Origin of the sequence: Brevundimonas sp. (genome assembly GCF_036677305.1) — a bacterium.
Taxonomy (GTDB): domain Bacteria; phylum Pseudomonadota; class Alphaproteobacteria; order Caulobacterales; family Caulobacteraceae; genus Brevundimonas.
This window is the reverse complement of the sequence record NZ_JAKFEB010000175.1, coordinates 1-18,770: the sequence shown is the minus strand read 5'-3', so window position 1 is coordinate 18,770 and position 18,770 is coordinate 1. Positions and strand designations below refer to the sequence as shown.

The window sequence follows — 18,770 nt, the reverse complement described above, 5'->3', positions numbered from 1 at the left end:
GGCTTTCACGGGGTCGTCACTTCAAAAAAAGATGGCGCGGCTGTGAACAGCCGCGCCACGAGTATCAGGAACTGTCAGGAGACGTCCGCTTAAAACGCCTTGCGCACCGTCACGCCGATCTCACGCGGTGGAGCGAGGAAGCGTTGGTAGGACGGGTCCTTGCCGAACAGGGTGGTGACGGCGTCCTGGACGACGACCGCCTCGTCGAAGAGGTTGTTTGCGAACAGCGAGAAGTCATAGCCATCCACGGTCCGGAACCCGAGCCGGACGTTGACCAGCGAATAGGCTTCCTGGACCAGACGCGGATCGAGGTTGGTGTTGGTGAAATACTCCGACGACCAGGCCCAGTCCCCGCGAGCGTAGACCTCGCCCCAGGCGACCTGGCGCTCGTAGTCGAGGCCGATCGAGGTGCTCAGGTCGGGGGCGATGGGCAGGGGTTTGCCGGACAGGTCGCAGGAGATGGGCGCGGGCGCGGGCGCCTGCGGGAACGGAGCGTGGCAGGCGCCGCCGGTGTATTTCTCGTAGCGCGAGTCCAGCCAGGTGGCGCTGGCGGTCAGGTTCAGACCATCGGCGATGACGAAGGCGCCGTTGAACTCCACCCCGTCGACGACGACTTCCTCGGCGTTGTTGACGTTGAACTGGGCGCCGATGAACCCGGCGTTCTGGTAGTCGTCGTAGACCGCATGGAAGGCTGCGGTGCTGAGCCGCGCGCGCTTGTCCAGCAGATCGACCTTCAGCCCGACTTCATAGTTGTCGACGCTTTCCGGCTTGAACGGACGGGCCGCGAGCGGCGCGTTGCCGAAGCCGATGTTGGCCCCGCCCGACTTCGCCCCGTGCGACCAGGTCGCATAGAACATGGTGTCTTCGTTCGGGTGATATTCGCCGGTCAGGGCGCCCACGACATTGTCCATGTCCGGGATCGCCACGGATCCGTTCACCGACGATGGCGTGAGCAGGACGTTCAGGGCGTTGATGCCCAGCGGGTTGGCCGGCGAGTTCACGAAGCGGTTGTTCACCGAGGCTTCCTTGGACTCGTGCTGCCAGCGCAGGCCGCCGGTGAGGGCGAACTGTTCACTGATGCGCCACGTCGCCTGTCCGAAGGCGGCGTAGTATTCGGACGACGAGTTGGAATCCAGGAAGCCCTGGTCTCCCGGTTGCCCGAGGCGCGCGGCGGCGGGAGCCGGAGCGCCCAGCGGCACGAAGCGAGCCGCCGGCCCCATGACGAAGGTCGGGGTCCGGCCGTGATCGCCGCGATTGAACTCGGTGGTCAGGTAGGTCGCGCCGGCCTGCCACTCCACGGTCTCGCCGCCGGGCGAGGCCAGGCGGAATTCCTGGCTGAAGACCTCTCCCGACTGGGTGTCGAAATAGGTGATCAGGGGAAGCTGTGTCTGGGCCACGTCCGAGGTCGTGGTGCGCGAGCGGTAGTCGGACCAGCCCGTGATCGACGTGAAATCAAGGCCGGCGATCTCGCTGTTCAGCGTCGCGGAGATCAGGTTGTTGAAACCCTCGGTGTGGGTCGGGTCGGTGGTGCAGATGACGCGGTCCCGGCTGTCGGTGTTCGGGCAGCGGGACACGCCGAACATCGGGCCGAGGAGGCCCTGGAGGGTCCAGATCGTGTTGTCGCCCGGTCCCGCCGGATAGCTCGAGGTCGGCTGGACGAAGATTTCCGGGTTGATCGCCTCGGTGTCGTAGATCTCGCTGCGGGCGGCGGCGACACGAAGGGTCGTCGTTTCGCCGAGGTCGATCGCCAGCTCGCCGCGCACGGCGTAGCGGTGCATGCTGTTGGCGTCGCCGGCGCCGGCCACCAGGTTCTCGTAGGTGTGGTCCTGATCATAGGTCACGCCGGTCACGCGGAAGCGGACGTCGTCGGTGACCGGGCCGGAAATCGAGCCGGCCAGACGGACGGCGGTCGCGTCGCGGCCGCCCTGCAACTGGGACAGGGTCCCGGCAAAGCTGGCCTCGAAATCCTCGGCCGGCGCCTCGGTCACGACGTTGATCACGCCGGCGTTGACGTTCTTGCCGTACAAGGTCGACTGGGGCCCCGACAGGACCTCGACCCGCGCGACATCGACCAGATCGCCCACGCCGAGGCCGGAGCGGGGCATGTAGACGCCGTCGATGAACAGGCCGACTTCCGGCTCGAATGTCGGAATGCTGGGCTCGGAGCCGATGCCGCGTATCCGGTAGGCTTGCGCCACCGGCTGGAAGCTCACCTGCGTCTTCAGCGACGGAACCAGCGCCGAGATGCTGTTCATGTCGACGACGCCGGCTTCCTGCAGCGTTTCCGTCGTCAGGGCGGTCACCGAGATGGGCACCTCCTGAAGAGCCTGTTCCCGCTTCTGGGCGGTGACGATGACCTCATCGAGCGTGCTCGGTTGAGGAGCCTCCTGCGCGTGCGAAGCGACGGCGGCGAGCATTGCCGGCGCCGACACAGCAGCCAGCAGCCATGCGTGACGAACCTTCATACGTTTCCCCATGGCCCGTTGATCGGGCCTGTTTCCGGCGGTCGAACACCGCTCAAGTAACGGCAACCTGTCATCGCCCGGGGGGAGGCCCTTTTCATTTCGCGACACGGACTTGGCATATGGCGACCGGGACTTCCGGCGCCGCCAGGAATTCCCGGACTGGAAAGCCGCCAGAAGTTACGACGCTGTCCGGGTCCCGCGCTTGCGCCTGTTGCGCCCGTGCGGTTCCCCGGGGCGGACCAATGCCGCGCGCTTGCGGATATTCTCGGCGCGCCACTGGGCCGGAGCCATTCCGAACTGCGCGGTGAACCAGCGGGTGAAGGAACTGGGCATGGCGTAGCCCAGCAATTCGGCGACCCGCCCGAGGGGATACCGCTCGTTCTGGATATAGCGGAGCGCAAGGTCCCGGCGGACTTCCGTCAGCAGGTCCGAGAAGGTCGAGCCGGCTTCCTCCAGCTGCCGCTGAAATGTCCGTACGTTCAGGCCGACCGCCTGCGCCACCAGCTCGATCGTCGCGCGCCCCATCGGCAGGAAGAGATAGATCGCCAGGCGCGCGTCCCGCAGGACCGACAGATCGTTGGGCACCGGAAGCGTTTCCAGGAAACGCTCCGCGTACCGGGCCATGACCGGGTCCGCGGTGGGGTTCTTCTGTTTCAGGTCCGCGGCGGAACAGACAAAACCGTTGAAGTCGCTGTTGAACTCTATCTTCGCGGCGGTTCCGAAGATGCGACGGTGCACCTGCAGGTCCGGCGGCGCCGCGTGGCAGAAATTGACGCTGTACGGCCGCCAGTGGGAGCCCAGCAGCGCGCTGCACATCCGGAACAGGACGCCGAGGGCCAATTCCGTGGCCTGCCGCGACGAGGCGGAGGCGTCAGTCACCACCTCCGTCCGGACAATCACAGTGTCCCCGACTTCCTCAAGATGGATGGCCACCGCCTCGTTGAAGAGGTGGCGATAGGCTATCGTGGTGCGCAGGGCGTCGCCGAGGGTCGCCTGATGAGTCAGCAGCAGACTCATCGCTCCGAAGTCCGACAGCTGGCGCGCCTCCGCCATGCGCAGACCGAAGGTCGGACAGCGGGATTCATGCGCCGACTCTTCCAGCAGGGCGACGACAGTACTCGACGAAACGCGAAGATCGGGATCGGCGAGCGCGGCCTCGCTCAGCCCGACCTTGCGCAACAGGGTCCGGGGATTGAGCCCGACCTGGCACGCCACATTGACGTAATTGGTAAGGCCCGCGGCGCGTATCAGGGTGCTCATGCGGAAGTCCGTTGCCCGGCGACGCCGGCGCACCGCGAAAGCGGCGCGAGACGCGGAACCCACCTACTCCCAGTGTCGTGAAATGAAAAGCGTGTGTCGCCGGATGGCGAGCGTGGCGCGGTAACGGCCCGTACCGTTCCGCCCTGCAAGCCCCCGTCGGAAGACCCAGTAGAATGCAAAAAGCCGTACTGTTTCACGAGACCGGAGGACCGGAGGTTCTCCAGTATGAGGACACGTTCGTGGGCGCCCCGGGCCCGGGCGAGGTGCGTGTCCAGCACGCCGCCGTCGGCCTGAATTTCGCCGACACCTATTTCCGCACCGGCTACTATCCCGTGAAGCCGACCTGCGGGATCGGCGTCGAGGGCGCGGGCGTGATCGAGTCCGTCGGCGAGGGCGTCGAGGGCTTTGAGGCCGGGGACCGGGTCACCTACACAGGCAGCCCGCTGGGCGCCTACAGCACCGCCCGCGTCATGCCGACCGGATCGTTGATCAAGCTGCCGGAGGCGATCGATTTCGAGACGGCCGCCGCCATGACCATGCGCGGCCTGACCGCTTCCTACCTGCTGCGCCGGATCTGCCCGACCCTGAAGGCCGGCGACACCATCCTGTTGCACGCGGCGGCCGGCGGCGTCGGCCTGATCGTCAGCCAGTGGGCCAGGCTGCTGGGCCTGACCGTCATCGGTACGGTCTCGACCGAGGCGAAGGAAGAACTGGCCCGCGCCCACGGCTGCGACCACATCATCCGCTACGACCACGAGGACGTGGCCAGGCGGGTGCGCGAGATCACCGACGGCGTCGGCGTCGCGGTGGCCTATGACACCGTCGGCAAGGACACCTTCGCCGGCTCGCTGGATTCGGTAAGGCGCCGCGGCATGCTGGTCTGCGTCGGCACCTCCTCGGGCCCCATCCCGCCGATCGACGCGCTGCAACTGGCCATCAAGGGCTCGCTGTACGTCACCCGCCCGGCCCTGGCCGACTACATCGCCGACCCGGCCGAGAGGGCCGAACTGGCCGGCGAACTGTTCGGCCATGTCGCCGCCGGCCGCATCAGGATCGAGGTCAACCAGCGCTACGAGCTGGCGGATGCGGTCCAGGCCCACCGCGACCTGGAAGCCCGGAAGACCACCGGCTCTTCCATCTTCGTGATCTGAGGAAACCGCGCCGATGCTCGTCCACCCGTTGACACGTAACATCGGCGCTGAACTGGAAGGCGTCAGCCTGGCCGACGCCGCCCGCGATCCCGCGCTGTTCGCCGAGATCAGGGCCCTGCTGCTGAAGCACAAGGTGCTGTTCCTGCGCGATCAGGACATCACCTCCGCCGACCATGTCGCCTTCGCCCGCTGCTTCGGCGAGCTGGAGGATCATCCGGTCGTCGGCAGCGACCCGGAGAATCCGGGCCTCGTCCGCATCTACAAGGATCTCGACAGCCCGCCGGAGCACTATGAGAACGCCTGGCACTGCGACGCGACCTGGCGCGAAATCCCGCCTATGGGCGCCGTGCTGCGCTGCCTCGAAACCCCGGATGTCGGCGGCGACACCATCTGGGTGAACATGGCCCAGGCCTGGGCGGATCTGCCCGACCACATCAAGACGCAGATCGCCGACCTGCGGGCGCGCCACAGCATCGAGGCCTCGTTCGGCGCCGCCATGCCGATCGAGAAGCGGCATGCGCTGAAGGCCGCCTATCCCGACGCCGAGCATCCCGTCGTTCGCATCCATCCGGAGACCGGCGAGAAGGTGCTCTACGTCAGCGGCTTCGCCACCCATTTCGTGAATTTCCACCGGCCCGGGAACGTCCGCTACGGCCAGGACTTCGCGCCGGGCGCTTCGGACCTGCTCACCTATCTGATCGGCCGCGCCGCCATCCCCGAATACCAGGTCCGCTGGCGCTGGAAGAAGAACAGCGTGGCCATCTGGGACAACCGCTGCACCCAGCACTACGCGGTCCAGGACTACTGGCCGGCCGTCCGCAAGATGGAACGCGCCGCCATCATCGGCTGCAAACCCTACTGACCCGACACGGCCCGGAACACACGGGTCGACCCATATGGAGGACTCCCCCAATGCGTTTCCTTGACGACTCCCTGCTCCCCGAAAACCAGGAGCCGCTGGTGATCCAGGTGGCGCCCTATGCGCCGTCGTTCTTCCCCCGGGATTCCGACGACATCCCCGTGACCATGGACGAACAGGTCCAGAAGGCCGTCGATTGCTGGAACGCGGGCGCCACCGTGCTGCACGTCCACGTCCGCGAACTGGACGGCAAGGGCTCCAAACGTCTGTCGATGTTCAACGAGTTGCTCGGCCGCCTGCGGATCGCGGTGCCGGACATGATCCTCCAGGTCGGCGGGTCCATCTCCTTCGCCCCCGAGGGCGAGGGCAAGGACGCCAAATGGCTGGGCGACGAGGCTCGCCACATGCTGGCTGAGCTGGATCCCAAGCCCGACCAGGTCACCATCGCCATCAACGTCAACCAGATGAATGTGATGGAGCTTCTGACCGACGACGACGTCGGCGGAACCTCCATGGGCGAACCGGCCTATCGCGAGGCCTATCGCGAGATGACGATCCCGTCGGGGCCGGCCTTCGTCGAGGAGCACCTCAAGCGTCTGCAGGCCTCGGGCATCCAGCCGCACTTCATGCTGGGCGACGTCGGCCAGCTGGAGACGGTCGAACGCCTGGTCCGCCGCGGCGTCTACACCGGTCCGCTGGTGCTCAACTGGGTCGCCATCGGCGGCGGCCTCGACGGCCCCAACCCGCGCAACATGATGGAGTTCATCAACCGCTGCCCGGAAGGCTCGGTGCTGACCATCGAGGGCCTCATGCGCAGCATCTACCCGCTGAACGCCATGGCCATCGCCATGGGGCTGCACGCCCGCGTCGGCATCGAGGACAATCTCTGGGGCCGCAAGGGCGAACGCATGACCTCGGTGCAGCAGATCGAGAAGATCGTCCGCATCTCGCGCGAACTCTATCGGGACGTCGCCACCGGCGAGGACGCCCGCCGCATCTACAGGCTGGGCGAGACCTACAAGAGCGCCGACGAAACCCTTGCAAGGATCGGCTGGCCGCCCAACCGCCAGCCGGGCGAGCGTGGCCTGCCGCTTCGCGTGGCGGGCTGACGCTCCTTCGCCGGGATCGCGTGGGTCGGGGGGCCCTGATCCCGGCGAAGTCGCCGGCCCGTGAAGGGCCTGTGCTATCGACCGTTGAGACCGGAACTGACCTATGGCGACCCACTCCGTCACCGCTGACGCGCACACACCCGTTGTGAAGGTGCCGCTCGGCTATGCCTGGGTGATCTTCGCCCTGACCTTCGGGCTGCTGATCTCGGACTATATGTCCCGCCAGGTGCTGAACGCCGTCTTCCCCTTGCTGAAGGCGGAATGGGCGCTGACGGACACCCAGCTGGGTTCGCTGAGCGGCATCGTCGCCCTCATGGTCGGCCTGCTGACCTTCCCCCTGTCCCTGCTGGCCGAGTGGTTCGGCCGCGTGCGCAGCATCGTCGCCATGGCGGTGCTGTGGAGCCTGGCCACCCTGGGCTGCGCCGTGGCCCAGTCGTTCGACCAGATGCTGCTGGCCCGCTTCCTCGTCGGACTGGGCGAGGCGGCCTACGGCAGCGTCGGCATCGCCGTGGTCATCAGCGTCTTTCCCGTGAACATGCGCGCGACCCTGGCCGGCGCCTTCATGGCCGGCGGCATGGCCGGCTCGGTCCTGGGCGTGGCGCTGGGCGGGGTTTTCGCCGCCCAGTTCGGATGGCGCGCCGCCTTCGCCGCCATGGCCGTATTCGGCCTGGTCCTCGCCATCCTCTATCCCCTGATCGTTCGGGAATCCCGCATCACCGGTCCGAAGACGACCGCTGTCGCGGGCGCGCCGCGGCCCAGCTTCCGGCGCAGCCTCGTCAGCCTGGTTTCGACCCCGTCCGTCCTGTGCGCCTACGTCGGCAGCGGCCTGCAGCTGTTCATCAGCGGCGCGATGATCGTCTGGATGCCCAGCTATCTGAACCGCTATCACGGCATGGCCCCCGACAAGGCGGCTGTGACCGCGGCCGGCCTGCTGCTGCTCAGCGGCGCGGGCATGGTCCTGTGGGGCATGTTCAGCGACCGGCTGAGCCGACGCGCGCCAGAGCGCAAGGCGACGCTGGCGATCGTTCTCTGCCTGCTGTGCTGCGTCCTGCTGTCGATCGCCTTCCGCATGCCGGCCGGCCCGACGCAGCTGCTGGTCATCGCCGCCGGGCTGTTCGTCGCCGCGGGGGTCACAGGTCCGTCGGGCGCGATGGTCGCCAATCTGACCGACGCCGCGGTTCACGGCGCCGCCTTCGCGGCCCTGACCCTGGCCAACAATCTGCTGGGTCTGGCCCCCGGGCCGATCGCGACGGGCGCCTTGGCGGACCGGCTGGGTCTGGACGTCGCCTTCCAGGTCATTCCGCTGATCAGCATCGCGGCGGCGCTGGTCTTCTGGATTGCCCGGCGCAACTACCTCAGCGATCTGTCCGGCCGGGCCGAGAACGCCGCCCTGAGCAGCAGCACGGCGGCGTAGAGGACCACGATCACGACCGCCCAGCGCAGCGGCTCGATCGGCATCTCCTTGACGAGGAAGGCGGCGATGAGAACGGCCGGAATCCCGCCGAGCGCGATGCCGATCACGATCCGCAGATCGATGCGCTCGGCGTGGATGTAGCGGAAGCCGGTCGTCGGCATCAGGAAGGCGCAGGCGCTGGCCATCACCGGGAAGGCCAGGCGAGGATCGAGACCCAGCAGGCTGAGGAGGATCAGGGACGGGGCGTAGAGGCCGATCCCGAAGGCCATCAGCATGCCCATGACGAAATGGGCGGCGACGGCGATCCAGAGCAGGCGCGGCTCCAACGCTGTCGCGGTTCCGCCGATCGGCATCAGGTCGAGGTTGCTCATGGCGTAGAGGGCCGCGGCGATCAGCAGGGCGACGCCGACGATCCCCTGCACCACGCGAACCGGCGCCCGGACCATCAGCGGCGCTCCGACCACGGCGCCGGCGACGGCCGCGAGGATGCACGCCACCAGCAGCGTCGGGTCGACGTGCACGCCCAGCAGCACCAGGAAAACGGCCGACTGCACCATGGTCGGCAGGGCATGGCCCACGTTCAGGGTCGCAGGGATGAAACTGTCCGGCGTCATCTTGCGGAACCGGAGCCACGCTGTCGTCGGAGCGAAGGAGCCGATGCCCAGGGTGTCGAAGAAATTGGCGACCGCGCCGAGGAGGATCGCCTCCGGTCCGGGCGCGCCGGTCCGGCGCTTCAGGGCGGCCCGCCCCAGCACCCCGATGAAGGCCGTCGCCAGCAGGGCGAGCGCGGTCAGCAGAATTGTCAGGACCAAGGTCTTCCCCCCTTGCCGTTCGTCGCCCACCTGAGCACGATCGTATACGATACTCAATCTGGCGGGACGGGAGCGGATGATGGCGAGCGTATCAGGATCGGCGCCGGCCCCGATCGGAGCGGCCGAGCGACAGGCCCGCATGGCCGGCCTTCGGCGAGAGATGGAGACAGCGGGCGTGGAGGCGGTGCTGCTCGGTTCGACCTCGAGCCTCCGCTATTTCACCGGTCTGGACTGGTATCCGTCCGAGCGCCTCGTGGGCGCCGTGGTTCATGCCTCGGGCGGGCTCGACTACATCACCCCGCGCTTTGAACTGGAGAAGATCGAGGGTCTGATCACCCTGCCCGGCGAGATCCTGACCTGGGAGGAGGACCAGAGTCCCTGGCGGCTGGTCGCGGACCGGATCGGGGGGAAGGGCCGTCTGGCCGTCGACGAGCGGATGGCCCTGGCCATGTATCGCAGCCTTCGGGCGGAGATCGACGATGCGCGCCTCGTAGACGCCGCCCCCCTGATCCATCCGCTGCGGAGCCGGAAATCGCCGGCCGAGATCGCCCTGATGCGCCACGCCAAGGCGATCACGATCGAGGTCCACCGCCGCGCCCATGAGCAGCTTCGCGCCGGCCAGCGCGCCTCGGAGGTGGTCCGGTTCATCGACGACCAGCATCGCGCCCTGGGCGGATCGGGCAATTCCTTCTGCATCGTCTCCTTCGGCGAGGACACCTCCCTGCCGCACGGAGGCGAGGGCGACCGGGCCCTGGCGCCCCGCGACGTGGTGCTGATCGACACCGGCACGCGGATCGACGGCTACAGCTCGGACATCACCCGGACCTATGTGTTCGGCGAGGCGACGCCCGAGGTCCGGATCGTGTGGGAGGCCGAAAAGCGGGCCCAGGCCGCGGCCTTCGAGGCCGCCCGGCCGGGCGCAGCCTGCGAGGCTGTCGACGCGGCGGCGCGACGGTCGCTGCAGGCCGACGGTTTCGGCCCCGGCTACAGCCTGCCCGGCCTGCCGCACCGCACGGGCCACGGGATCGGTCTGGATATCCACGAGGGACCGTATCTCGTGAAGGGCGACGTCACCCCGCTGGCGACGGGCATGTGTTTCTCGAACGAGCCGATGATCGTCGTGCCGGGCAAGTTCGGCGTCCGGCTGGAGGATCATTTCCACATGACCGACACGGGGCCCGAGTGGTTCACCCGGCCGCAGCACAGTCTGGACGAACCCTTCGCCGACGTTCCGGCCTGGCCCGCCTAGGCTTCCGGCAACTGGGCTCGAAGGTCGATCAGGGTCGCGCGGATATGCGTGCGGGCCTCGCGGCGGACGGTTTCGGTCCGACGGTCCAGCCAGGCCTGCAGCAGGGTTTCATGCTCGTGGCTGGCGCGGTCCAGCCGGCGGTGCTCGCCGAGGTGGACCCGCACATAGCGTTCGGACAGGGCCAGCAATCGGTCGACCGTCTCGATGGTGACGCCGCGCCGGGACGGCCGGACCAGCGCCAGGTGGAATTCGCGATTGCGCCGTCCGATGTCGGCGAGACCGTTGCGAAGCGCGGCGTCCAGTGCCGCGAAGGCCTCGCGCGCGGCGTCGTGCGCGGCCTGATCCGCCTCAAGCGCGCCCAGTACGCAGGCGTTGGGTTCGATGCGCAGGCGCAGGTCGAAGACGTCCTCGGCGTCGGCGCGCGACAGGGGGCGGACAATGAAGCCGCGGTTGGGGTGGGAAACGACCAGCCCTTCGCTTTCCAGCCGCGCCAGGGCCTCGCGCAGCGGAATCTTGCTGACGCCCAGTTCCAGCGCCAGGGCGTCCTGGCGGATCGGGGCGTCGGCGGGCAGGCGGCCGGACAGGATTCGCTCGCGGGCCTCGGCGAAGATCCGGTCGGGCAGGGGACGCGGCGCGCGGCTGGTCATCCTCAGACCACCTGGAAACCGTGGGCGAAGACGTCCTCGTCGTCGATCCAGATCTCGTTCAGGCCCGTGGCGATGGCCGACCCCTCGACAGAGGGGATGATGGCGGGGCGGCCGCCGACCTCTGTCTCGGCCTCGACGCGGCCGGTGAAACGGCTGCCGATATAGCTTTCGTGGACGAAGGCCTGGCCGAGCGGCAGGCGGCCGGTCGCATGCAGATGGGCCAGTCGCGCCGAGGTCCCGGTGCCGCACGGGCTGCGGTCGATGGCCTTGTCGCCGTAGAAGACGGCGTTGCGGCCGTCGGCGCCCTGGCCCCGCGGCCTGTCGGCCCACAACAGGTGGGAGACCCCCCGGATGGTCGGGTCGAGCGGATGCACAGGGGTGAAGGCCTCGCGCACCAGAGAACGGATGACCGGCGACAGCTGCAGGATGCGGGCGGCGCCGAGGGCGTCGAGCCCGGCGTAGGCTCCCTGGGGCTCGATGATGGCGTAGAAATTGCCGCCGTAGGCGACGTCGACCGTCAACGGTCCAAAGTCGGGGACGTCGATCTCGATGCCCTGCTGGTCGAGCCACGACGCGACGTTGCGAATGCGGACCGAACGGACGCGCCCGCCCTCCCGGACATAGTCGAGTTCGATCACGCCCGCCGGGACCTCGGCGACGACCTTGCCGGGCGTGCGCGGCGTGATCAGGCCGTGTTCGAGCGCGAAGGTGACGATGCCGATGGTCCCATGCCCGCACATCGGCAGGCAGCCGCTGGTCTCGATGAACAGGATGCCCACATCGGCTTCCGGCGTGGTCGGCGGATAGAGGAAGCCGCCGCTCATCATGTCGTGGCCGCGCGGCTCGAAGCACAGGCCGGTGCGGATCCAGTCGTAGCGGGCCATGAAGTCCTGCCGCCGCGCGCTCATGGTGTCTCCCGTCAGCGCGGGCGCGCCCTCGATCACCAGACGCACGGGATTGCCGGCGGTGTGGCCGTCGATGCAGCGGAAGACGTGGCGCGCCACGGCTACAGCACCGGCCGGGTGGCGGCGGCCTTCTCGACCATGGCGACGACCTCGGCCCGGCGGGCGCCGATCAGCGGGTGGCGAGGCGGGCGGACCCGTTCGTGGCCCCGGCCCATGATCTGTTCGGCCAGCTTGATCGACTGGACCAGGTCATGGTCGGCGTCGAGATGCAGCAGGGGCATGAACCAGCGGTAGATGGCGAGCGCCGTGGTCATGTCCCCCCGCTTGAAGGCGTCCCACAGGGCCAGGGACTCCTTCGGGAAGGCGTTGGTCAGGCCCGAAACCCAGCCGCGCGCGCCCAGCATCAGCCCTTCCAGCGCCACGTCATCCAGCCCGGCGAACAGGACGTAACGGTCGCCGAACTCATTGAGCAGGTCGGTGAAGCGGCGCGTATCCGGCGCGCTCTCCTTGAGGGCGACGACATGGGGCAGGTCCGACAGGGCGTGCAGGGCCTCGAAGCCGATGCTGACGCGGTACGCCGGCGGGTTGTTGTAGAGCATGATCGGCAGGCTGGTGGCCTCGGCCACGGTCCGGAAATGCGCGGCGAGCTCGGCCTGGGTCGGCACATAGACCATGGCGGGCAGGACCATCAGGCCGTCGGCGCCGATAGCCTCGGCGTCCCGGGCGAAGGCCGCCGCGCGGCGGGTGTCCAGCTCGGCAACCCCGGCGATGACGGGGACGCGACCGGCGACCGTCTTCACCGTCGCGGCCAGGACGGCGCGCTTCTCGTCGGCGTCCAGCGAGTTGTTCTCGCCCACGGTGCCCATGACGATCAGGCCGTGGACGCCGTCGCGGATCAGCCCGTCCTGCACGGCCGCCGTGGAGTCGAAATCGACCGAGAAGTCCGCCGCGAACTGCGTCGTGGCGGCGGGGATCACGCCCTCCCAGGAAATCGACATCGGGTCCTCGCTTCCAACGATTTAAGCCATTATCGTATACGATCTTCAGGTCGAGGCAACGGACGCCGATGCAGCCGAAGTCCTATCTCGTGATCGGCGGCGGTCTGGTGGGCGCCGCCTCGGCGCTGCGTCTGCAGGCGGCGGGCTTCGCCGTGACCCTGATCGATCCGGGCGATCCCCGGCGAGGGGCGTCATTCGGCAACATCGGCCATATTGCGGCCGAACAGGTCTCGCCGCTGGCGTCGCGCGAAAGCCTCAGGGCTTTTCCCAAGCGGCTGTTCGGTCTGGGCGGGCCTCTCGATTTCCGCTGGCGGGACGCCCCCTTGTGGCTCCCCTGGGCGGCGCGTTTCATCGCCGCTTCCGGTCCGGCGCGTCACGCGCGAGGGCAGGCGGCCCTGACCGCCATCCTCGCCCAGGCCCTGCCGGCATGGAGGCGGCTGGCGGAGTTCTCCGGTTCGCCCGATGTCGTCGGCCGTGAAGGCCACGCCGTCGTCTGGATGTCCGACCGCACGGCCGAGGCGGGTCGCCGGAGTTGGGACGGAGCCGCAACGGGCAGCGCCGCCTTCCGGCCGATGTCGACGGACGAACTGGAAACCTATGCGGACGTCATGGCGCGCGCCCCCGTCGCGGGCATTCGTTTCTCCGGCACAGCCCAGGTCAGCGAACCGCAGGCCGCCCGTGACGCCCTCATGGCCGCGTTCCGGACGCGCGGCGGCGAGGTGGTCCATGCCCGGGTCGAGCGTCTCTCATGCGGCGCCCGCGTCGTGGCGCACCTTGAAGGCGGCCCCTGTCACGAGGCGGAGGGCGCGCTGGTTGCAGCCGGCGCGTGGGCCGGCCGGTTGATGCGCGGGCTCGGCGTCGATGCGCCCGTGATCGGCGAGCGCGGCTATTCGGTGCAGAGCGCCGAACACGGCTGGGACGAAGCGCTGCCGCCGACGGTGTTCGAGGACCATTCCATGGTGGTGTCGCGCTTCACCAGCGGTTTGCGCGCCTCCAGCTTTGTCGAGTTCGGCTCGCCCGACGCGCCCGGAGACCCGCGTAAATGGCGCGCCCTGCAGCAAAGACTCTCGGATCTCGGCATCCGCTTTTCGCCGGATCCTGACCGCTGGGTGGGGCCGCGGCCGACCCTGCCCGACTATCTGCCCGCGATCGGCAGGCTGGAACACGAACCGCGCATTCTCTACGCCTTCGGGCATCAGCACCTGGGTCTGACCATGGCGGCGATCACCGCCGAACTCACGGCGTCGCTCGCGGAAAACCGCGACCCGGCCATCGACCTGAAGCCGTTCCGGATCGAGCGGTTCAACCGGCGACAGTGATGTCGGAATCGCTCCTCAGGCCCGCCGATCGCGTTGTTTACCCATGACAGAACTCTGAAATCACACGGTTCTTCGACCGTAACAATTTGTGGCGGGTTTGTGGTTGTGAACGCTCTCAATGCGTGATTATCTGAATGCTCCAGAAGGCGAAGACCTTCGGGGCGAGGAAGCAGAAGGGAGGGAGGCCGGAGAACAACTTTACGGCTCAGGCGCCGAAATGAACCCGCGACAAGGTTCGGATCGCCGCTTGCCTAACCCGCCGTCAGGTTACGACAGCAACATCGTCAGGGCCGTCTGGTCCGAGTTGGCTCGCAGCGCCGCCGGCGTTGCGCAGCAGGTTGTCGACGTTCCAGGTCTTGCCGACGCCGACGCTTGATCGCCCGACTGTTTCGGGAGACCAGATGCGTTCGTCCGCCAGGGCCATGTTGTTCCGCCGGCATTCCAGCGCCCTCGTGGCGCTGCTGGCGGCTGGCGTCATCGCCGCCCCCGGCCTGGTTCATGCCGAGGCCAGGGCCGACCCGTCCGTGCAGACGGACGGCGCCGCGACGGATGCCCGGGCCCGCGCCGCAGCCCTGACAGCGCGAATGACGCGCGAAGAGAAGCTTCAGCTGATCCACGGCTACTTCCCTCCGATGGCGGATCGGACGCCCGGCGCGCCCGTCGCCGACATGATTCCATCGGCCGGCCATGTGCCGGGCATTCCTCGCCTGGGCATCCCGACGCTGCGGGAAAGCGACGCCAGCCTGGGCGTCGCGAACCAGGTGGAGCAACGCAGGGGCGATGTCGCCACCGCCCTGCCGTCAAGCCTGGCGACAGCCGCGACCTTCGATCCGGCGATCGCCCGGGCGGGGGGCGCCATGATCGGCGCTGAAGCCCGCGCCAAGACGTTCAATGTATTGCTCGCAGGCGGGGTGAATCTGACCCGCGACCCATGGGCCGGGCGCAATTTCGAATATCTCGGCGAGGATCCGCTGCTCGCCGGGGTGATGGCCGGCGAACACATCCGCGGGGTGCAGTCGAACCGCATCGTCGCGACGGTCAAACACTATGCCTTCAACGCCCAGGAGACGGGGCGAATGATCATGGATGCGCGGATGAGCGAGGCTCATCTGCGCGAGAGCGACCTGCTGGCGTTCCAGATCGCCATCGAGCGCGGGCGGCCCGGTTCGGTCATGTGCGCCTACAACAGGGTCAACGGCGACTATGCCTGCGAGAACGATTTCCTGCTGAACCAGGTGCTGAAGCGCGACTGGGCCTATCCGGGCTGGGTCATGTCGGACTGGGGGGCGGTGCATTCGACCGAGAAGGCGGCTCTCAGCGGCCTGGATCAGGAATCCGGACAGGAGCTGGACAGCGCCATCTTCTTCGGCGCGCCCTTCGCCGCCGCGGTCGAGGCCGGCCGTATCCCCGAGGCGCGGCTGGACGACATGGTCAGCCGGGTTCTCACCGGCCTGATCGACGCCGGAGTGCTGGACGCTCCCGTGGTCACGACGCCCCAGCCCATCGACTATGCCGCCAACGCCGATGTCGCCCAGCGGGCGGCGGAGAACGGCATCGTTCTGTTGAAGAACGACGGCGAGGTCCTGCCGCTGGCCAGGACGGCCCGGCGGATCGTCGTCATCGGCGGCAACGCCGACGTCGGCGTGCTGTCGGGCGGCGGGTCGTCACAGGTGCGCAGCGTCGGCGGCGCGCCTATCGAGATTCCGCTGACCTCCGGCGCGGCCGCGTCGTTCGCCCGGGTCACCTATCACGCGTCCTCGCCGTTGGCCGCGATCCGCGCCCTGGCGCCCGAGGCCGAGGTCGCGTTCGTCGCCGGTGACGACGCCGCCGCCGCCGCCCGGTCCGCGAGCGAGGCGGATGTCGCCGTCGTATTCGCGACCCAGTGGACCACCGAAGCGCAGGACGTCGAATCGCTGTCCCTGCCTGACGGTCAGGACGCGTTGATCGGCGCAGTGGCGGCCGCCAACCCGCGGACCGTGGTGGTGCTGGAGACCGGCGGGCCCGTGCTCATGCCCTGGATCGACGCCGTGCCGGCGGTGGTCCAGGCCTGGTATCCGGGCCAGCGCGGCGGCGAGGCCATCGCCCGCATCCTGTTCGGCGAGATCAATCCCTCGGGCCGACTGCCGATGACCTTCCCGCGCGCGGCCGAGCAGGCGCCCAGGCCCGTCGCCCCCGGTCTGGCCGAGTTGAAGGCGTCAGACGCCGCGGCCTCCAACCCCGGCGCCGGCCCCGCTGTGGGCCTGCAGGCCTTCGCCGTCGACTATGTCGAAGGGGCCGACGCCGGGTATCGCTGGTACGAGCGGGAGGGCCACAGGCCGCTGTTCCCGTTCGGCCACGGGCTCAGCTACACCGAGTTCCGCTACTCCAATCTCGAGATCGCCGACGGGGACACGCTCAGCGTCAGCCTGGATGTCACCAATACCGGCCGCCGCGCCGGATCGGACACGCCCCAAGTCTATGTGTCGGCCGAGGGCTCGGATCGGCCCCGCCGCCTTGCAGGCTGGACGAAGCTGACGCTCGAACCGGGGGAGACGCGGCGCGTCACGATCACAACCGAACCACGCATTCTGGCCAGCTACGACACCACCCTGCCGGGCTGGCGGATCACGGGCGGCGCCTATCGCGTGACTGTGGCGCGCCACGCCCTGGACGAAGCGGTCGCCGGTCGCGCGAACCTGACGGAACGAACACTACAGCCCTGAGGACAAGGCCGCACGTCAAGAGGCGGCCAGAGGAGGAAACGGGATGAGACAGTACAGGACAACGGCGCTGGCGGCCCTGCTGGCCAGCACCGCGTTGAGTTCTCCGGTCTTGGCGCAGACGCAGGACCCGGGCCAGGATGAATCGACCCTGGACGAGGTCATCGTCACGGGCATCCGCGCTTCCCAGGAGCAGTCGATCGACATCAAGCGCGATACGACCGCGCTCGTCGACGCCATCTCCGCCGAAGACATAGGCAAGCTGCCGGACGTGACGGTGGCCGACGCCCTGCAACGGATCGCGGGGATCCAGATCCAGCGCAACGCCGGGGAGGGCGCCACCGTCAACATCCGCGGCCTGCCCCAGGTGGTCACCCTGCTGAACGGCGAGCAATATCTCAGCCCGGGCAATCTGGGCTCCGCCCAGCCCAACCTGAACGACGTGCCGGCCCAACTGATGGGATCCATCGTCGTCTTCAAGTCCATGGACGTCAGAAACGCCGTCTCCGGCATCTCGGGCACGATCGATCTGCGCACCCGTCGCCCGTTCGACTTTTCCGAGGGGCTGACCGCAGCCACCGCGCTGGAATACGCCACCGGCGAGCAGACCCGCGAAGACGACTATATGTTCAACGGCCTGCTCAACTGGCGCGATGACCGCTTCGGCGTCATGGGATCGCTGGTCGTCAGCGAGTCCAATCTGGGCAACAACTACTCCGGCGTCTCCGGAGGCGTCTTCGGCAACAACGACTGGGGCGGTGCGGACGACAACTGGATCGCGCCGCATGGCTACGACAGCTTCAACCGGGTCGTCGAGCGGAAGAAGCTCGGCTTCAACGGCGCCTTCACCTGGCAGATCGACGACGGCTTCGAACTGACGGGCGAGATCTTTTACACCAAGATGGAAGAGCATAACCGGGCCGCCGGCCTGAACATCTCCAATCGCTGGAGCGGACTGACCTGGACGACCCCGACGGCCTTCGAAACGACCGGGGTCAACGGGGGCAACGGCAATCCCTGGCTCGACGTCACGGAGTACGATCTCGATGTCTGGTGGCTGAACTCGTTCACCGTCAACCGCACGACCGAGAACGAGACCAACAACGTCAACCTCGACCTGAAGTACGACAAGGGCGGGCCCTTCCGGTTCTCGGCCCGTGCGATTCACGGCGAGGCGTCGATGCTGAGCATGAACGGTCAGGTGCAGGGCGACCTGTCAGACTGGCAGTATTCTCCCGACCGCACCTTCACCCTGTTCCGCGACCCCCTGGATCGGACGCGGGGGCCGTTCTATCCCGCGAGCATCGCTGCGACATTCCCGGCGTCACGCTATTCCAACGGCGTGGTCGGATCGAACGGCGGCCGTTATGTGAATCCCAATCCGATGGGCATCGGCCAGGATCCGCTGGTTCATCTGAACATCGGCGGCGACAGGACGGTCTGGAGCGGCTTCGACCGGCCGATCGCCGGCGGGCTCGGGAACCGTCCGCTGGCCGACTACATGGCCAATCTGGGCAGTTATGCGGTCGGCGCCTTCTCGTCCGAGGGCAACCAGGACAATGAGTCCGAACTGACCGTGGCTCGGGCCGACGGGTCCTATGAGTTCCAGGGCGACAGCCTGCTGGGCTTCATCACCCAGATCGACGTCGGCCTGCGGCACAGCGCCCGCGAGGTCGAGATCGAGAATTTCCACCTGTTCTCCGACTTCTACGCCGGAATGGGCGCCACCGATCCTGACGGCTGCTCGGCGCAGTGGAAGGCGATCGACGTGGTGATGAACCAGAACCAGTGCCAGGCCGGCGAGATGGTTCCCAATCCCGGCTACGACCCGGGCCAGCCGGTCAGTCCGACCAACCAGCCCACCATCTTCCAGGGCTATACGG

15 protein-coding genes are annotated in these 18,770 nt (G+C 68.1%); 9 read left to right on the top strand and 6 right to left on the bottom strand.

Annotated features, from left to right (window positions below; translation table 11 throughout):
- Positions 1-89: 89 nt before the first annotated feature.
- Both V6M42_RS10210 and V6M42_RS10205 read right to left on the bottom strand, forming a co-directional pair.
- On the bottom strand, positions 90-2,465 hold the full coding sequence (locus V6M42_RS10210; protein WP_332678395.1) for a TonB-dependent receptor: 2,376 nt from the start codon (positions 2,463-2,465) through the stop codon (positions 90-92).
- A 177-nt stretch (positions 2,466-2,642) separates the two neighbouring features.
- Positions 2,643-3,725: an AraC family transcriptional regulator gene (locus V6M42_RS10205; RefSeq protein ID WP_332678394.1), complete on the bottom strand. Its 1,083-nt coding sequence runs from the start codon at positions 3,723-3,725 to the stop codon at positions 2,643-2,645.
- A gap of 173 nt (positions 3,726-3,898) precedes the next feature.
- Between V6M42_RS10205 and V6M42_RS10200 the strand changes: the two genes are divergently transcribed.
- The 4 genes from V6M42_RS10200 (at position 3,899) to V6M42_RS10185 (ending at position 8,258) form a co-directional block, all read left to right on the top strand.
- A complete protein-coding gene (locus tag V6M42_RS10200) occupies positions 3,899-4,876 on the top strand; it encodes a quinone oxidoreductase family protein (protein WP_332658762.1) in 978 nt (325 codons plus the stop codon).
- A 13-nt stretch (positions 4,877-4,889) separates the two neighbouring features.
- Positions 4,890-5,738 (top strand): TauD/TfdA dioxygenase family protein, encoded by an 849-nt coding sequence (locus V6M42_RS10195; protein ID WP_332678393.1) that lies wholly within the window; start codon positions 4,890-4,892, stop codon positions 5,736-5,738.
- Positions 5,739-5,788: 50 nt separating this feature from the next.
- Positions 5,789-6,844 carry a 3-keto-5-aminohexanoate cleavage protein gene (locus V6M42_RS10190; protein WP_332678392.1) on the top strand — a complete coding sequence of 352 codons (1,056 nt, stop codon included), beginning with the start codon at positions 5,789-5,791 and terminating at the stop codon, positions 6,842-6,844.
- Positions 6,845-6,947: 103 nt separating this feature from the next.
- Entirely contained in the window at positions 6,948-8,258 is a 1,311-nt protein-coding gene (locus tag V6M42_RS10185; protein WP_332678391.1) for an MFS transporter, read from the top strand.
- On the opposite strand, the gene V6M42_RS10180 is transcribed toward V6M42_RS10185, so the two are convergent.
- Positions 8,195-9,070, bottom strand: a complete 876-nt coding sequence (locus V6M42_RS10180) for a TSUP family transporter (RefSeq protein WP_332678390.1) — start codon at positions 9,068-9,070, stop codon at positions 8,195-8,197. The genes V6M42_RS10185 and V6M42_RS10180 overlap by 64 nt on opposite strands.
- A gap of 79 nt (positions 9,071-9,149) precedes the next feature.
- Between V6M42_RS10180 and V6M42_RS10175 the strand changes: the two genes are divergently transcribed.
- On the top strand, positions 9,150-10,319 hold the full coding sequence (locus V6M42_RS10175; RefSeq protein WP_332678389.1) for a M24 family metallopeptidase: 1,170 nt from the start codon (positions 9,150-9,152) through the stop codon (positions 10,317-10,319).
- Here the strand turns inward: V6M42_RS10175 and V6M42_RS10170 are convergent.
- Genes V6M42_RS10170 through V6M42_RS10160 form a run of 3 tightly spaced genes read right to left on the bottom strand, consistent with a single transcriptional unit; the run spans position 10,316 to position 12,869 of the window.
- On the bottom strand, positions 10,316-10,966 hold the full coding sequence (locus V6M42_RS10170) for a GntR family transcriptional regulator (RefSeq protein WP_332678388.1): 651 nt from the start codon (positions 10,964-10,966) through the stop codon (positions 10,316-10,318). The two genes, V6M42_RS10175 and V6M42_RS10170, sit on opposite strands and share 4 nt — an antisense overlap.
- Before the next feature lie 2 nt (positions 10,967-10,968).
- Positions 10,969-11,970 (bottom strand): 4-hydroxyproline epimerase, encoded by a 1,002-nt coding sequence (locus V6M42_RS10165; protein WP_332678387.1) that lies wholly within the window; start codon positions 11,968-11,970, stop codon positions 10,969-10,971.
- A 2-nt stretch (positions 11,971-11,972) separates the two neighbouring features.
- Positions 11,973-12,869, bottom strand: coding sequence for a dihydrodipicolinate synthase family protein (locus V6M42_RS10160; protein WP_332678386.1), 897 nt, complete (start codon positions 12,867-12,869; stop codon positions 11,973-11,975).
- 68 nt (positions 12,870-12,937) lie between these two features.
- Between V6M42_RS10160 and V6M42_RS10155 the strand changes: the two genes are divergently transcribed.
- From V6M42_RS10155 to V6M42_RS10140, 4 genes are all read left to right on the top strand, one after another.
- A complete protein-coding gene (locus tag V6M42_RS10155) occupies positions 12,938-14,188 on the top strand; it encodes an NAD(P)/FAD-dependent oxidoreductase (RefSeq protein WP_332678385.1) in 1,251 nt (416 codons plus the stop codon).
- A gap of 118 nt (positions 14,189-14,306) precedes the next feature.
- A complete protein-coding gene (locus V6M42_RS10150) occupies positions 14,307-14,564 on the top strand; it encodes a hypothetical protein (protein ID WP_332678384.1) in 258 nt (85 codons plus the stop codon).
- Positions 14,565-14,589: 25 nt separating this feature from the next.
- On the top strand, positions 14,590-16,890 hold the full coding sequence (locus V6M42_RS10145; RefSeq protein WP_332678383.1) for a beta-glucosidase: 2,301 nt from the start codon (positions 14,590-14,592) through the stop codon (positions 16,888-16,890).
- A gap of 43 nt (positions 16,891-16,933) precedes the next feature.
- On the top strand, positions 16,934-18,770 hold a 1,837-nt coding region (locus tag V6M42_RS10140; protein ID WP_332678382.1), incomplete at its 3' end, for a TonB-dependent receptor plug domain-containing protein.

Bases quoted from the DNA above. Each gene is read 5' to 3' on its own strand.
- V6M42_RS10210 (WP_332678395.1), bottom strand. From the start codon at position 2,465: ATGAAGGTTCGTCACGCATGGCTGCTGGCTGCTGTGTCGGCGCCGGCA.
- V6M42_RS10205 (WP_332678394.1), bottom strand. From the start codon at position 3,725: ATGAGCACCCTGATACGCGCCGCGGGCCTTACCAATTACGTCAATGTG.
- V6M42_RS10200 (WP_332658762.1), top strand. From the start codon at position 3,899: ATGCAAAAAGCCGTACTGTTTCACGAGACCGGAGGACCGGAGGTTCTC.
- V6M42_RS10195 (WP_332678393.1), top strand. From the start codon at position 4,890: ATGCTCGTCCACCCGTTGACACGTAACATCGGCGCTGAACTGGAAGGC.
- V6M42_RS10190 (WP_332678392.1), top strand. From the start codon at position 5,789: ATGCGTTTCCTTGACGACTCCCTGCTCCCCGAAAACCAGGAGCCGCTG.
- V6M42_RS10185 (WP_332678391.1), top strand. From the start codon at position 6,948: ATGGCGACCCACTCCGTCACCGCTGACGCGCACACACCCGTTGTGAAG.
- V6M42_RS10175 (WP_332678389.1), top strand. From the start codon at position 9,150: ATGGCGAGCGTATCAGGATCGGCGCCGGCCCCGATCGGAGCGGCCGAG.
- V6M42_RS10170 (WP_332678388.1), bottom strand. From the start codon at position 10,966: ATGACCAGCCGCGCGCCGCGTCCCCTGCCCGACCGGATCTTCGCCGAG.
- V6M42_RS10160 (WP_332678386.1), bottom strand. From the start codon at position 12,869: ATGTCGATTTCCTGGGAGGGCGTGATCCCCGCCGCCACGACGCAGTTC.
- V6M42_RS10155 (WP_332678385.1), top strand. From the start codon at position 12,938: ATGCAGCCGAAGTCCTATCTCGTGATCGGCGGCGGTCTGGTGGGCGCC.
- V6M42_RS10150 (WP_332678384.1), top strand. From the start codon at position 14,307: ATGCGTGATTATCTGAATGCTCCAGAAGGCGAAGACCTTCGGGGCGAG.
- V6M42_RS10145 (WP_332678383.1), top strand. From the start codon at position 14,590: ATGCGTTCGTCCGCCAGGGCCATGTTGTTCCGCCGGCATTCCAGCGCC.